Genomic DNA, 14,609 nt, shown 5'->3' on the forward strand with positions numbered 1-14,609 from the left:
CACCGACACCGTGGAGGACACCATGACGCCCACGACCAGCAGCCCCACCGTCTCCCTGCCCGGCCGACCACCCGTCGTCGACCTCGCCACCTGGCAGACCGCCCGGGACGAGCTCCTCGTGCGCGAGAAGGCGCACACCCACGAGGGCGACGCCATCGCTGCCGCGCGGCGTCGGTTGCCCATGGTGGAGATCGACGGCTCGGTGGAGGTCGTCGGCCCGGAGGGGCCGGTCCCGTTCGTCGACCTGTTCGAGGGACGCGACGAGCTCGTGGCCTACCAGCACATGTGGCACGACGGCGCCCCGCACCAGGGGCAGTGCGAGGGCTGCACCTGGACGGCGTGGGGCCTGCGTGACGCCGTGTACCTCAACGCACGTGGCGTCTCGTTCGCGATCCTCACCGTCGGCCCGTGGGAGGAGGTGGAGCCCTACGTCGACTTCATGGGCTACACCCAGCCGTGGTACTCGGTGCGCGGGCTGGACGAGCCGGTCGGGGGCGAGATGGGCTACGTGAGCTGCTTCCTCCGCGACGGCGACCGCATGTTCCTCACGTACCGCACGACGGGGCGCGGCAACGAACCGACCAGCCCGCACTTCGCCCTGCTCGACATGACGCCCTACGGCCGCAGGGAGTCGTGGGAGGACACCCCCGACGGCTGGCCCGAGGGCGAGGGCGTGTGCTGGTACTGGCGCGCGGACGCCGACGGCGTCGCGGGCTGGGGCCCGACCACCCGGCCTGTGCCGCAGTGGACTCGTCCCGGTGCGACGCCGGAGATCACGCTCGGCCGGAGCGGGCACCACCACTGAGGTGCGCAAGGGCGTGCTCAGCGGCGCCGGATCCCCTGCGCGAAGACGTCGAGGACGGCGAGGATCCCGTCGTGCTGCCAGACGCGGTTGCGTCGGAGCCCGCTGCGCTCTCGAAGGACACCCGCGTCGGTGAGCTGGCTCAGTGCGCGCTGCGCGCTCACGTCGTGGAAGCCCAGGTGGTCGCGGAGGAAGGCGGCGTTGACCACCGGGTGGGCGACGAGGTGCGGGACGACCTTCCAGGCGGAAGCCTGCGGGCGAAGGCCGGAGAGACGGTCCCTCGCGTCGGTGACCTGTGCCGCGAGGTCGTCGACGAGCCGCGCGCCGGCGGTCGCGGCGAACCTGCTCGCACGCGTGAGCTGCTCCACGATCGGCCAGGCGTTCCCGGCGCGATAGGAGGTCAAGGCATCGAAGTAGGCCTCGGTGTCCACGAGCAGTCCGGCGGAGACCGGGGCGATCGTGCTTCGGGTGAGTCCCTTGGAGCGGAGCATGGCGTGCACGAGGGCGCGACCGGTGCGCCCGTTGCCGTCCGTGAACGGGTGGATCGTCTCGAGCTGGGCGTGCGCGACGGCCGTCTGGACCAGGATGGGGAGGTCCTCCCGGCGGACGAAGGCGACGAGGTCGGCCATGGCCGCGGGCACCAGTGCGGGCTGGGGTCCGACGTGCGTCGCTCCCCGCGGGCTGATGCCCGACGACCCGACCCAGACGAGCGTGCTCCGGTATCGACCCGCGTGAAGCTCCCACCCGGGCTGCCCTTCGAGAAGCTCGCGGTGCATCGTGAGGATCGAGCTCTCGTCGAGCCTGTCGGCGAGGTCGAGCGCCGCCTTCATGGCGCGCACGTTCGCGATGACTGTGCGTGCGTTGGCGCTCGTCGTCTGGTCGATCTCGGCGAGCGCGAGCTGCTTGGCACCGACGGTCAGGTTCTCGATCTGCGACGAGGAGGCTGACTCCGTGCGCAGCAGGATCGACGCCATCGGACCGAGGGCAGGGTTCTCCGGGCCGAGCGTCGCGCTCGCGTACGAGTCGAAACGTGCGAGGGCGGCCGCGGCCTCTTCGGCGTCGGCAGACTGCTGCGGCGAGAGCGCAGGAGCGTAGTCCGCGATAGGGGCGGGGACGCTCGACTCGTACGGACCCGAGCCGGAGGCGACCTGGGCACGGGTCGAGAGCCCGTCGTTCTCGGCGACCCAGTAGTGGGCCTCGCGGGCGACAGGTGCGACGGAGAGTGCGTCATGTGCTTCCACGAGAGTCACCTTACTAACAGCTTCTCTGAAACTGTTAGTAAGCGTGGTCCTCAAGCATCGCTTGAAGGCTGGCGCACGGATGTGGCGAGCGCCACGCGCGTGCGGTGCGACTCCGGTCGAAGTCGCACACCAGATGGATGCATCATGTATCTATGCCCCGGACGACCAGCGGTTCTGCCACCGAGCAGGCCTATCGGCACGTGAAGTCCCTCGTCCTCGACGGGAGCCTGCCCGGCGGGTCCATGACGAGCGAGGGCGAGATCGCCGAGCAGCTCGGCGTGAGCCGCACGCCCGTGCGCGAGGCGTTCCTGCGGCTGGAGACCGAGGGGCTGCTGCGCCTCTACCCGAAGCGGGGAGCGCTCGTCGTCCCGGTCGCCCCGCGAGAGGCGGACGACGTCCTCGACGCGCGCCTGCTCGTCGAGTCCCACGCGGCGCAGAACGTCGTCCGCTTGCCCGACACGGAGCTCGCCACGCTCGTCGCGCTCCTGCGCGACCTCGTCGCCGCGCAGGAGGCGGCGGTCGCCGACGGCGACGTCGCCGAGTACGCGACGCTCGACGCGCGCTTCCACCAGGAGATCGTCGCCGCGGGCGGCAACACTCTCCTCACCACGTTCTCCGTGAGCCTGCGCGAGCGTCAGCAGCGCATGGTCGCGCACAGCGTCCGGTGGGACCCGCGGCGGGCCGCGACCTTCGTCGCGGGCCACCGCGCCCTCGTCGACGCGCTCGAGGTACGCGACACCCGCACGTACAAGCGCCGCATCCAGCGTCACCTCGAGGACGCGAGGGCGGGCCTGTGAGCGCAGCGACGTCCGCGACCACCTCGATGGCGGCCGAGGACCGGGCGGCCGCGTCCGCCCCCGGGGCTGGGGTTGCCGTCGGGCCGCGCGCGTGGCTCGCCGTCGCGGCCGTGATGTTCGCCGTCGCGTGGGGCGGCAACGAGTTCACGCCGCTGCTCGTCATGTACCGGGAGGTCGGACACTTCTCGGCCGTGACGGTCGACGCGCTGCTCGCCTCCTACGTGCTGGGCATCGTCCCGGCGCTCCTGCTCGGTGGGCCGCTGTCCGACCGGTACGGGCGCCGACCCCTGCTGCTGCCCGCGGCGCCGATCGCGCTCGTCGGATCGCTCGTGCTCGCCGCTGGAGCGTCGTCGGCCGCGCTGCTCGCGACGGGGCGCGTGCTGTGCGGCGTCGCGCTCGGGCTCGTCATGGCCGTCGGCACCACGTGGGTCAAGGAGCTCACCGACGCGGCGGCGGTCGCGTCCGGGGTGCCCGACGGCGGCTCGGGTGCCCGGCGCGCGGGGCTCGCCCTCACGCTGGGGTTCCTCGTCGGCGCAGGCGTCGCGGCGGTGCTCGCGCAGTGGGCACCCTGGCCCACGCACACGGCCTACCTGGTGCACGGCGTGCTGGCGGTGGCGGCCGGGGTCTGGGTGCTCGGCGTGCCGGAGACGAGGTTCGCGCCCGACGGAGCGGCACGCGGCCGGCTGCGGGACGACCTGCGCGTGCCGGCCGTCGCCCACCGCCGGTTCCTGCGTGTCGTCGTGCCCGTGGCGCCCTGGGTGTTCGGGTGCGCGGGCAGCGCCTACGCCGTGCTGCCCGGGCTCGTGTCCGCGAGCGCGGGCAGCGCGCCCATCGCGTTCTCCGGCCTCATGACCGTGCTCGGCCTCGGCTGCGGCGTCGGGATCCAGGTGCTCGGACGGCTGATCGACACCCGGCACAGCGCGCGGGCGTCCGTCGTCGCGATGTCGATCGTCGTCGTCGGCATGGGCTTCGGCGCCTACGCCGCTGCCCGGCTCGACCTCCCGACGGCGCTCGTCGCCGCCGCCGTGCTCGGCGCCGGGTACGGGCTCGCGCTCGTCGCCGGGCTCAGCGAGGTCCAGCGCATCGCGACGCCCGACGACCTCGCCGGCCTCACGGCGGTCTACTACTCGATCACCTACGTCGGATTCTGCGTGCCCGTGGTGCTCGCCGCGCTCTCGGTGCGGTGGACCTACACGCAGATGTTCTTCGGCGGCCTGGTCATCGCCGCGATCTGCCTGGCGGTCGTCGCGACCGCGTGGCGAGCGCACCTGCCGACGGGGGAGCGGGACGCCGGCGCGGGCGGTGCGGACGAGACCGACCGCACAGCCCCGACCGGGGCAAACGGTGCGCTGGCGGCGTCGCGGATGGGGTAGAGTATCCGAGGCTTCACGGGGCCGGGGCACGCGACGTTAGGTCGAGTGTCACGCCTGGTGATCCAGCCGCGGGCTGTGGCGCAGCTTGGTAGCGCACCTGACTGGGGGTCAGGGGGTCGCAGGTTCAAATCCTGTCAGCCCGACAGTGTGATGTCGCAGGACATCGAGATGGCCGGTCCTACGTTTTCGTAGGCCCGGCCATCGTCATTTCCACGCGAGTGGAGCGGTCCTGGTCAGAGGGAGTTGGGCGAGGCCGTCCTCGGGGACGGTGAGGAACACCGTGGCTCGCACGCGTCCGTGACCGACGTGCGCGAGCGACGCCGCCGTGTCGCGGGCGGTCCGCTGAAGCTGTCTCCCGAAAGCGTCACGGCCCGCTCCTCGCGAACGTCGCGGAATCGACGGGGCCTCGGTGAGCAGCAGAACACCTTGCCCCGCACCGTGTGCACCTCCCGGTCCGGCCCGAAGGGGTGCTCTGGCTCGGCGCCGGGAAGTTCCTCCACGCAGTCCTTCGCGTGCCGCTGCAGCGTGTCGCCGTGCATGTGTTCCGAGGGGCACGGTGTGGTGAGGCTTTCCTTTCTTTTATTCTTCCAGAATTGCTGTTCGGCAAGGCTTTGCTTGCTTGAGAGAATGTGAGTCCTCGGCAATCCTTTTCTGTATGAACCGCATTCTCTGCGCCGCGCGTGCCTTTCCTCACCTGGCCGCGACCCTCGCCGTGGTCGCGGTCGCAGGGGCGCTGTCGGCAGTGTGGCCGCAGGCTGTGCCGTGGGTGCTGGGGTTCTACGCGGGTGCGATGGCGCTTCGTGCCGCGGTCGCGATGGTCAAGGAGCTGCGCTCGGGGACCTTCGGCGTCGACGTCCTCGCGGTCACGGCGATCGGGTCGACGATCGCGGTGGGGGAGTTCTGGGCGGCCGCCGTCATCGTGCTCATGCTCACGGGCGGCGAGGCCCTGGAGGAGTATGCGTCCGGCAGGGCGCGCAAGGACCTGACCTCGCTCGTGTCCAACGCACCGCGCACCGCGCACCTCCTCACCGCCGACGGGGCGGTGCGTGACGTCGCCGTCGCCGACGTCGAGGTGGGCGAGCGGGTCCTGGTCCGTGCGCACGAGATCGTGCCGCTCGACGGCACCCTCGTGTCCGACGCCGGGGTGTTCGACGACTCGTCCCTCACAGGAGAGCCGCTGCCCCAGGAGCGCGTCGCGGGGGACACCGTGTACTCGGGGGCGGTCAACGGCGCGGGCGCCGTGAGCATCGAGGTCGCCCGGCGAGCCGAGGACTCGCAGTACCAGCGGATCGTCGCGCTCGTCGAGGAGGCTGCGGCGAGCCGTGCCCCGATGGTGCGCCTCGCCGACCGGTACGCCCTCCCGTTCACGGCGCTCGCGCTCGCGATCGCGGGGATCGCCTGGTGGGTGTCGGGCGACCCGCTCCGGTTCGCCCAGGTGCTCGTCGTGGCGACGCCGTGCCCGCTGATCATCGGCGCGCCGGTGGCGTTCATGGCGGGCATGAGCCGCGCGGCCCGCCGTGGCGCGGTCATCCGGTCCAGCGCCACCCTGGAGAAGCTGCACCGGGTCGCGACCGTCGCCTTCGACAAGACCGGCACGCTCACCCGCGGCACGCCCGCGCTGGTCGACGTCCGCCCGGCGGGCGGTCTCGACGCGGACGCCCTCGTGCGCTTGTCCGCCGCCGCCGAGCAGGCGTCCGTGCACGTGCTCGCCGACGCGATCGTGCGAGGCGCGACAGCTCGCGGCATCACGCTGCCGGTGCCGCAGGACGTCACGGAGACCACGGCCGGCGGTGTGACCGCGACCGTCGCCGGCGTCCGGGTCGTGGTCGGCAAGCGGACGTTCGTGGCAGAGCAGATCGGAGCCGACGTGCCGGCGCCCGGGCTGGCTCCCGGTGAGCTCGCCGTCCACGTCGCGACCGACGGCGCCTACGCCGGGTGCCTCGTCCTGCGCGACGAGGTGCGCGCCGACGCTGCAGCGACCGTGGCCCGCCTGCGCGCCGGCGGCGTCGGCCACGTCCTCATGGTCACGGGCGACGAGGAGGCGACGGCCCGCGCCGTCGCCGAACAGGTCGGCATCGACGACGTCCGTGCCGGGTGCCTGCCCGCGGACAAGGTCGCGGCCGTGCGCGACGTGTCCGGGCGACCCGTCGTCATGGTCGGTGACGGGGTCAACGACGCCCCGGTGCTCGCAGCGGCCGACGTCGGTATCGCCCTGGCGGCCCGGGGCTCGAGCGCGGCGACCGAGTCCGCCGACGTCGTCATCCTTCCCGACGAGGTCGGGCGCGTGGCCGAGACCGTGGAGATCGGGCGCCACACCGTCAACGTCGCGCTCCAGAGCATCTGGATCGGGATCGCCGTCAGCGTCGCACTCATGCTCGTCGCGACCACGGGTGCGCTGCCCGCCGTGGTGGGGGCCTGGCTCCAGGAAGCCGTCGACGTCGTCGCGATCGCCTGGGCTCTGCGCGCGGCCGGTCGTGCGTTCCGGGTCTCCGGCCTACGCGGGAGCATGTCCGACGGAGGAGTCCCGGCGCCGGCCCCGGGGCCCGCGACGAGCGCGCGCACCGCAGCCTGACGAACTCGGGTGCGGGCCCCCGCCACCCCGCCTTCGCCCGCCGGCGGCGTTGTGGGTCCCGGGTCACGCTCCCCGAGACGTCGCCGCGCGAGCACCGGATCGCTCGCGTTCGGCCGGTCGCCCCCGGAGCCGGGTGACGCCGTCCTGGACGAGCACGGCGACCAGTGCGAGGAGCGTCCCGAGGCAGATCCCGGCCAGGGTGTCGGTGAGCCAGTGGAAGCCCAGGTACGTGCGGCTCACCGCCATGACGGCCGCCCAGACGAGCGCGAGAGCGAGGAGCCAGCGGCGGCCCAGCAGGACCGCGAGCAGGACGGCGACGGTCGCCGCGTTCGTGACGTGCCCCGAGGGGAACGCGTACGACGTGTCGAGCGATCCGGCGCCCGGCCGGGGGCGCGCGATCAGGTCCTTGAGAGTCCAGACGATCACGGCCGACGCTGCGACGGTGACGGCGAACGTCAGGGCGTCCGCCCATCTGCGACGGGCCAGGAAAGCCAGGACGACGACGACGGGTACGACGAGCTTTCCGATGAGTCTGCTGCTCATGTCGGACACGACCGTGAGGACCGATGTCGCCGGAGGGCTGTGGAGAGTGGCCACGACCGGTTGCCACCACCGGTCGATCGCCAGCGGTCCACGGTCCGCGAGGAGCGTGAGCGCCAGGAGGAGCAGGAACGAGGACGCGGCGACCGCGGCTCCGAAGATCAGTGGTCGTCGGTCTCGCACCCGGTGACGGTAGGCGCGGGCACCTGCCAGCCACCTGACCGGCCGGCCGTGCGGCGACCTCGTCGATCGCGCTCCCTCCGCGAGGTCATCGGGCCGCCGGCAGCGTCAGCCGGAACCGCGGCGGGGTCGTGGTGACGAGCTCGACGTCTCCACCGCTCGCCCGGGCGACGCGCCGCGCGAGCGGCAGTCCCAGCCCCGCCCCGGGAGAGTCGGGCGCGCGGTGCCCGGGGACGAACACCGCCTCCGCCTGGTCCTCGGGCACGCCGGGCCCGTCGTCCTCGACGTCGATCGCCACCCAGGCGCCGGCGTCCGACGCGCGGACCGTCACCCGGGCTCGTCCGTAGCGCAGCGCGTTCGCCACCAGCGGCGAGAGCGCCCTCGTGGCCACGTCCAGCGGGGTGGACGTGACGAGGCCGGGGGAGCCGTGCACGACCACCGCGGGGCCGCGCCCGGTCGTCGTGGGTCCGCTCGTCGCGGCGTCGAGAACCTCGTCGACCGGCGTGCGCACGTGCGCCGCGACCGAGCCGCGCGCGGCGGACATCAGGGTGTCGATGACCGCGTCCATGTGCGTCGTGGCGTCCACGATCCGCTCGAGGCGGTCGCGGTCGCGGTCCGCATCCTGGCCGGCGACCTGCTGCGCCAGCTCTGCCTCGGCGCGGACCACGGTCAGCGGGGTTCGCAGCTCGTGCGCGAGCTCGGCGGTGAGGCGCTGCTCCGCGCGCACGACCTGCGCGACGCGCTCCAGGAGCCGGTCGAGCACCGCGCCCAGCTCGGTGATCTCGTCGTGCGCCGGGCCGAGGGCGAACCTGCGGTCGAGATCGTGCTCGCTCCACCGCGACGCGTCCTGCGCCATGGACCGGACAGGCTGCAGCGCGCGACCCACGGCCGCCGCCGTCAAGGCCGTGACCGCGGCGACCACGAGGACCCCGAGCAGGCCCGACGTGAGCAGCGACAGGTGGCGAGTGGTCTCGTAGGGCTCCAACGACGTCGCTGCGACGATCGAGCCACGCCCCGCGGGCAGGTCGTCGCTGAGCAGCAACCACTCGTCGACCTCCCGGACCGTGCCGGACGGTTCCTGCGCCATCCGGGAGGCGGCGTCGCCCAGCGCCGTCGTCGGCGGGCCAGACCGCAGGTTGCCGACGGGATCGAAGAACCACACCAAGGGCCCCGACGCCTCGTCCGAGGCTGCCGGGTCGCCGTCCGCCGCCGCGTCGACGCGGGCCTGCAGCAGCTCGGCGACGCTGGCGTCGACGGAGCGGTCGAGGGCGAGGTCGACGAGCACGACCAGCACGGCCATGCCGACGAGGCTGAGGACAGCCGTGGCACTGACGATCCGTGCCCGGATGCTCCAGGTGCGCCACGAGAGCAGGCGCGAGGTAGCGCGTGTCACCGGAGCGTGTACCCGACGCCGCGCACCGTCTCGATCCGCACCGGCGAGCCGACGGAGGCGAGCTTCGCGCGCAGCCGACGGACGAACGAGTCGATCGTGTTCTCCTGCACCATCGCACCCAGCGGCCACCCCGCGGCGACGAGCTCACGGCGCCGGACGACGGTGCCCGGGCGTGCGGTGAGCGATGCCAGCAGACGGAACTCGGTGGGAGTGAGGGTGCACGCGCGGCCGTCGTAGCGCACCGCGAAGGTCGCGGGGTCGAGGACGAGGCCCGTGGTCGGTGCGGTCGCGAGGCGGCGTTGCGCGAGGGCCGCGACCCGGACCTGGAGCTCTGCCACGGCGAACGGCTTCGTCAGGTAGTCGTCACCGCCGGCGCTGAAACCCGAGACCAGGTCCGTGAGCGTGTCCCGGGCCGTCAGGAACAGGACCGGGACGCTCTGCCCGGCGGCTCGCAGCGCCTGGCAGACGTCGCGTCCGTCCGCGTCGGGAAGGCCGATGTCGATGACGAGGACGTCGAGGCCGGCGCCGGGCCCGAGGACGCGCATGGCTTCCGAGCCTGTGTGTGCGAGCACGACGCGGTGATCCGCACGCCGGAGCGTCTCTGCGACGGCGCGCCGGACCGCGGGGTCGTCCTCGCACACGCCTACTGCGGCCATCGGCTTCTCCTCCAGCGCTCATCGTCGCACCCGCTGCCGGCGCTGGCTCTCAGGGCCCGACGACGCGCCCGCACCGGACCGCACGATCAGGAGCGTCGCCACGGAGGTGTGTCGGGTGGGCGTGCCGCGCGACGCAGCCTCGTCGCGGCGGCCTCGAGGAGGTCGCGGAGCTCGGTGGGCTCCTCGACGCGCACGTCGGCACCGATCGCGGCGATGACGGGCGGGATCCACTCGAGGCTCTTCGCGCGGATCTCGATGCGGTGCCACGGGACCTCGTCCTCGGGCGGGACGCCGAGTGCCGCGACCGTCGCGACGGACCGGGGTAGGTGGGAGCGGACGAGCGTTTCTGTCGCGTGCACGTGGAGCACGACGTGCCACGGGTAGTCGGCCTGGGCGAAACGGCGGACGAGATCGTCTGCCGTGGGGCGTGACTCCGGCTCCGGGAAGACGGCGCCGGTCTGACGGACGCTGTCGATCCGGTCGATCCGAAACGTGCCCTCGGCTCGGAGCGTCACGTCGTGAGCGGCCAGGTACCACCGTCCCGCGTGCTCGACGACCCGGAGCGGGTGCAGCGTCCGCAGAGAGTGCGCGCCGTCGGCGTCACGGTAGGTGATCTCCACGGTCTGCCGGCTCGCGACGCCGTCCACGAGCGTGAGGAGCGTCTCCCCGGCGGGGCTCTCGGTGTCGCCCGCGGAGGTGACGGCCGCGTCCCCGAGGAGCGCGGCGACACGTCGCGACGCCTGGGCAGGAAGGACGCGACGGATCTTCGACAGCGCCGCGTGCGCGGCCTCGTCGTGCTCGCGGCTGGTAGCCCTCGCCCGGACGATGCTGGCGACGACGGCGGTCGCCTCGTCGGCGGACAGGACGAGAGGCGGGACGTGTCGGCCGGCGGTGAGGCGATAGCCCCCGTAGCGTCCTCGCACGGACTCCACGGGGATGTCGAGGTCCACCAGCCTCCGGACGTCGCGGCGGACCGTGCGCTCGTCGACCAGGAGGCGGTCGGCGAGCTCGGTCATCGTGCGCGAGGGCGCGGACTGCAGCAGCTCGAGAAGCAGGAACAGGCGGGGGGCGGAAGACACCCCGCCATCGTCGACCCATTCCGGTCAGTATCTGTCCAGAATCATTCGTACGGTGTGTCGGGTCAGTCCGTCCCGCGCATCCTCGAGGAGCCCCGCATGCAGCTCGCCGCAACCCGCATCGTCACCGACGACGTCGATCGGCTGATCGGCTTCTACGAACGCGTCACCGGACTCACGGCGGTCCGCCTCCACCCGCTCTTCGGCGAGCTGCGCACGGAACACGGCACCCTCGCGATCGCGAGCTCGGCGACGGTGTCGCTGCTGGGCGAGGGGGCTGCCGAGGGCGCGTCGAACCGCAGCGTCGTGCTCGACTTCCTCGTCGACGACGTCGATGCGGTCTACCCGGTCCTCCAGAGCGTGGTCGACGTCTTCGTGAACGAGCCGACGACGATGCCCTGGGGGAACAGGTCGCTGCTGTTCCGGGACCCCGACGGCAACCTCGTCAACTTCTTCACGCCGACGAGCTCCGCGGCCACCGAGCGCTCCGGGCAGGTGCCGAGGCCCTGAGCCGATCCCCGACGACCGCACGACGGTCACGGGGAGTCGAAGACGGTGACCGTGAGCGCTCGGTCCCACCGGGCGACCGCCAGATCGGCGCGACGGATCAGGAACCTCGTGCAGTGCTCCTCGTAGGCTCGACCGTGGTGGGCGAGCGGGGTCCACTCGCTCGCCGTGGTGACTGCGCGAGCGGATCGGGGCGCTCGCCGCGCAGGGGCTGGTCGTCCGCGTGACCGGACGATCCGTCCCGCCGCGCGGAGGCCTCTCGCGCCGAAGCCGTGGCCCGCGCGTCGTCCGCACCCGACAGCGGACGCGCCTACGCTCAGGACATGCCGACCGTCCTCCTCGTCCGCCACGGCCGCACCACCGCGAACTCCCGAGGCGTCCTCGCCGGGCGGACCGCCGGGGTACGACTGGACGCGGTCGGGCGTGACCAGGCGGCCCGCGCCGCCGCGCGCGTCGCGGGGGTGCCGCTCGCGCGCGTCGTGACGAGCCCGCTGGAACGGTGCCGGCAGACCGCGCGAGCCCTGCTCGACCGCCAGGCGGCCACGCCGGAATCCGTCACCGAGCACGGCATCACCGAGTGTGACTACGGGCGGTGGCAGGGGCGCGCGCTGAAGGACCTGGCGAAGGAGGCGCTCTGGACCGTCGTGCAGACGCAGCCGTCGGCGGCGACGTTCCCCGGCGGAGAGTCACTGGCCGCGATGCAGGCACGGAGCGTCGCGGCCGTCCGCCGCCACGACGCCGAGGTCGCGGAACGCCATGGCGCCGACGCGGTCTGGGCGGCCGTCTCGCACGGGGACGTGATCAAGTCCGTGGTCGCGGATGCGCTGGGGATGCACCTGGACCTGTTCCAGCGCGTCGTCGTCGGCCCGGCGTCGATCTCGATCGTCCGGTACGGCCCGCACCGCCCGGACGTGATGGCGGTCAACACCGACGCGGGCGACCTCTCGTGGCTGGGCGGTGCCGCGCCCGCCGGTGACGCCCCGGTCGGGGGTGGCGCCGGGCACGGACGGCCCGACGACCCGAGCGGTGACCCGCCGTCCTGACGCCCGGCCCGCGATCTTCTGACACGAAGGCGCCGACCGCTCGTAGAGTGGTCGCATGCCCACTCTCGTCCACGAGCACGACTGGCCCGACCGCGTCGTCGTGGGGACCGTCGGGATGCCCGGCTCCCGCACCTTCTACCTGCAGGCCCGGACGGGCACCCGGACGACCAGCGTCGCCCTGGAGAAGGAGCAGTCCGCCGTCCTCGCCGACACCATCCAGCGCCTGCTCGACGAGCTCATGGAGCAGACCGACAACCGGTACAGCGTCCCCGTCGACGTGGCGGCCGAGCTCGTCGACGACGACCCGCTGGACCTCCCCGTCGAGGAGGAGTTCCGCATCGGGTCGATGCGGCTGAGCTGGGACCCCCGCACCGCGCAGGTGGTCGTCGAGGCGTTCCCGCTCGTGGACGACGACGAGCTCGACCCCGACGCACCGGAGCCGGAGCCCGCCGAGTCGCTCCTCGTCCGCATGCCCGTCGGGACGGCCCGCGCCTTCGCGCAGCGCACGCGCTCCGTCGTGCAGGCAGGCCGACCGGCCTGTCCCCGCTGCGGTGCTCCGGTCGACCCCGACGGGCACGAGTGCGTGCTGCTCGACGAGGCGTGACGACCCCGCACGACGACGTCGCCACGACGCCGCCCGACACCGCGCCGCTCGACATCGTCGGACGCCTCCGCGCCGCCTCCAACGCGACGTTCCTGGCCCGGATCGGTGAGGTCGAGGTCGTGTACAAGCCGGTGGCGGGCGAGAAGCCGCTGTGGGACTTCCCGGACGGCACGCTGGCGTCCCGGGAGGTCGCCGCGTATCTCGTGTCGGAGTCGCTCGGCTGGGGCATCGTGCCGCGCACGTGGCTGCGTGACGGACCGTTGGGACCGGGCATGGTGCAGCTCTGGCAGGAGGTCGACGGCGCGCAGTCGCCGGTCGACGTCGTCCCGACGGACGAGCTACCCGGGGCCGGCGTGCGGACGGTGCTGGAGGGCGTCGACGAGGAGGACCGACCGGTGAGCGTCGTCCACGAGGACACGCCGGCGCTGCGTCGCATGGCGGTGTTCGACGCGGTCGTGAACAACGCCGACCGCAAGGGCGGGCACGTGCTGCCGCTGCCTGACGGGCGTCGGCTCGGCGTCGACCACGGCGTCACCTTCCACGTCGATCCGAAGCTGCGGACGGTGCTCTGGGGCTGGCTCGGGGAGAGCCTGGACGACGACGAGCTCGCGGGCGTCGAGCGCGTGCGCGCCGGCCTCGGCACCGGCGACGGGACCACCCACGACGGCGACCTCGGCCGTCGGCTGGCAGGGCTGCTGGCTCCCGACGAGGTGACCGCACTCGCCGAGCGCTGCGACCGGCTCCTGCGGGCGACGCGGTTCCCCGCACCGGCGGGGGACATGCTCGCCGTCCCGTGGCCGTTGTTCTGACACGCATCTCTCGGCGCCCCTCAGCAGGTCACGCTCCGTAGACTCGCGCGATGAGTCTTCTTGCTGCGGAGCACGCACTCCAGGCCGCCCAGCGGGCCGGCGACGTCGATGCCCTGGACGCCCTGTTGCACCCGCGGTGCGTCGGCGCCGGCCCGGACGGGTCGGTCTTCTCCAAGGAGGACGACCTGGAGGGCTACCGCTCGGGTGCGCTGCGGATCACCCGCCTGGAGGAGGCGTCTCTGGACGTCCAGGAGGACGTCGCGACCGGAGTGACCCGGCTCGTCGCCGCGGTGGAGGCGATCCAGGGTGGCACCGCGGTGTCCGCGCGGCTGGTCTACACCCGCCTCTGGGTGCGTGCCGACGAGCGGTGGCAGGTTCTCGCGGCCACGCTCGCACCGGCCGCCGAGACCGCCTGACCCGCTCGGCGAGCGTCACTCTCGCCGGAGCGCTCCGGCGAGCTGGTCGCGGCTCGTGATGCCGAGCTTGGCGAACGCCGAGTACAGGTGGGCGCCGACGGTACGGGGCGAGAGGAAGAGCCGCTCGGCGATCTCGCGGTTGCGCAGTCCCTCGACGGCGAGCCCGCACACGCGCAGCTCCTGCGGCGTCAGGACGTGCTTGCCCGACGGCGCGGCGTCGGGGAGGCGCTCGCCGGTCGCCCGGAGCTCGTCGAGGCACCGCTGGGCCCAGCGGGGAGCGGGGAACGCGGTGAAGGCCTCCAGCGCGAGGTGCAGGTGCCGCCGCGCCTCGTCGGGGCGACGGGCACGGCGCAGCCGTCGCCCGACGAGCAGTCGCGCCCGCGCCTGGAAGAACGGCATGGCGAGCGGTTCGCGGTCGAGCGCAGTCGCCGCAGTCTCCAGCCCCGCGTCCTCGACGAGCGCGAGGCGGGCGTACCGGAGCGCCGTCACGAGGACGGGAGCGTGCCACGTCGGGGCGAGGCGGGCCAGCTCCTCGACGTGCGACGACGCCTCGCGGCGGTGCCCGGCGAGCACGGCGGCCTCCACGAGGTCAGGGAGCGA

15 protein-coding genes and 1 tRNA gene are annotated in these 14,609 nt (G+C 73.3%); 10 read left to right on the forward strand and 6 right to left on the reverse strand.

Features of this window, described 5'->3' with window-relative positions:
* Positions 1–22: 22 nt before the first annotated feature.
* On the forward strand, positions 23–805 hold the full coding sequence (locus NF338_RS07865) for a DUF899 domain-containing protein (protein ID WP_264030244.1): 783 nt from the start codon (positions 23–25) through the stop codon (positions 803–805).
* A gap of 17 nt (positions 806–822) precedes the next feature.
* Here the strand turns inward: NF338_RS07865 and NF338_RS07870 are convergent, their stop codons facing one another.
* A complete protein-coding gene (locus tag NF338_RS07870) occupies positions 823–2,043 on the reverse strand; it encodes a Fic family protein (protein WP_264030245.1) in 1,221 nt (406 codons plus the stop codon).
* Between the two features lie 152 nt (positions 2,044–2,195).
* Here NF338_RS07870 and NF338_RS07875 point away from each other — a divergent pair, with 152 nt between their 5' ends.
* The 4 genes from NF338_RS07875 to NF338_RS07890 all read left to right on the forward strand — a co-directional run bounded on the left by NF338_RS07875 (position 2,196) and on the right by NF338_RS07890 (position 6,785).
* Positions 2,196–2,840: a GntR family transcriptional regulator gene (locus NF338_RS07875; protein ID WP_264030246.1), complete on the forward strand. Its 645-nt coding sequence runs from the start codon at positions 2,196–2,198 to the stop codon at positions 2,838–2,840.
* Positions 2,837–4,213, forward strand: a complete 1,377-nt coding sequence (locus NF338_RS07880; protein ID WP_264030247.1) for an MFS transporter — start codon at positions 2,837–2,839, stop codon at positions 4,211–4,213. The genes NF338_RS07875 and NF338_RS07880 overlap by 4 nt, the downstream gene beginning before the upstream one ends.
* Before the next feature lie 69 nt (positions 4,214–4,282).
* Positions 4,283–4,356: transfer RNA gene (locus NF338_RS07885), tRNA-Pro, on the forward strand.
* A gap of 512 nt (positions 4,357–4,868) precedes the next feature.
* On the forward strand, positions 4,869–6,785 hold the full coding sequence (locus NF338_RS07890) for a heavy metal translocating P-type ATPase (RefSeq protein WP_264030248.1): 1,917 nt from the start codon (positions 4,869–4,871) through the stop codon (positions 6,783–6,785).
* 63 nt (positions 6,786–6,848) lie between these two features.
* Here the strand turns inward: NF338_RS07890 and NF338_RS07895 are convergent, their stop codons facing one another.
* The 4 genes from NF338_RS07895 to NF338_RS07910 all read right to left on the reverse strand — a co-directional run bounded on the left by NF338_RS07895 (position 6,849) and on the right by NF338_RS07910 (position 10,633).
* Positions 6,849–7,508 (reverse strand): phosphatase PAP2 family protein, encoded by a 660-nt coding sequence (locus tag NF338_RS07895; RefSeq protein WP_264030249.1) that lies wholly within the window; start codon positions 7,506–7,508, stop codon positions 6,849–6,851.
* Between the two features lie 85 nt (positions 7,509–7,593).
* Positions 7,594–8,898, reverse strand: coding sequence for a sensor histidine kinase (locus tag NF338_RS07900; RefSeq protein WP_264030250.1), 1,305 nt, complete (start codon positions 8,896–8,898; stop codon positions 7,594–7,596).
* Complete coding sequence (locus NF338_RS07905) at positions 8,895–9,554, reverse strand: response regulator transcription factor (protein WP_264030251.1); 660 nt, start codon at positions 9,552–9,554, stop codon at positions 8,895–8,897. Before NF338_RS07905 ends, NF338_RS07900 begins: the two co-directional genes overlap by 4 nt.
* An 86-nt stretch (positions 9,555–9,640) precedes the next feature.
* Complete coding sequence (locus tag NF338_RS07910) at positions 9,641–10,633, reverse strand: helix-turn-helix transcriptional regulator (RefSeq protein ID WP_264030252.1); 993 nt, start codon at positions 10,631–10,633, stop codon at positions 9,641–9,643.
* 96 nt (positions 10,634–10,729) lie between these two features.
* On the opposite strand from NF338_RS07910, the gene NF338_RS07915 reads away from it, so the two are divergent.
* From NF338_RS07915 to NF338_RS07935, 5 genes are all read left to right on the forward strand, one after another.
* Complete coding sequence (locus NF338_RS07915) at positions 10,730–11,140, forward strand: VOC family protein (RefSeq protein ID WP_264030253.1); 411 nt, start codon at positions 10,730–10,732, stop codon at positions 11,138–11,140.
* Between the two features lie 320 nt (positions 11,141–11,460).
* Complete coding sequence (locus NF338_RS07920; protein ID WP_264030254.1) at positions 11,461–12,180, forward strand: MSMEG_4193 family putative phosphomutase; 720 nt, start codon at positions 11,461–11,463, stop codon at positions 12,178–12,180.
* A 55-nt stretch (positions 12,181–12,235) separates the two neighbouring features.
* Positions 12,236–12,784, forward strand: a complete 549-nt coding sequence (locus tag NF338_RS07925) for a DUF3090 domain-containing protein (RefSeq protein WP_264030255.1) — start codon at positions 12,236–12,238, stop codon at positions 12,782–12,784.
* Complete coding sequence (locus tag NF338_RS07930) at positions 12,781–13,593, forward strand: SCO1664 family protein (protein WP_264030256.1); 813 nt, start codon at positions 12,781–12,783, stop codon at positions 13,591–13,593. The genes NF338_RS07925 and NF338_RS07930 overlap by 4 nt, the downstream gene beginning before the upstream one ends.
* Positions 13,594–13,643: 50 nt before the next feature.
* Positions 13,644–14,009: a nuclear transport factor 2 family protein gene (locus tag NF338_RS07935; RefSeq protein WP_264030257.1), complete on the forward strand. Its 366-nt coding sequence runs from the start codon at positions 13,644–13,646 to the stop codon at positions 14,007–14,009.
* Between the two features lie 15 nt (positions 14,010–14,024).
* On the opposite strand, the gene NF338_RS07940 is transcribed toward NF338_RS07935, so the two are convergent.
* Entirely contained in the window at positions 14,025–14,594 is a 570-nt protein-coding gene (locus tag NF338_RS07940; protein WP_264030258.1) for a helix-turn-helix transcriptional regulator, read from the reverse strand.
* Positions 14,595–14,609 lie beyond the last annotated feature (15 nt).

The organism is Cellulosimicrobium sp. SH8, from assembly GCF_025818875.1.
GTDB classification, from domain to species: domain Bacteria; phylum Actinomycetota; class Actinomycetes; order Actinomycetales; family Cellulomonadaceae; genus Cellulosimicrobium; species Cellulosimicrobium cellulans_D.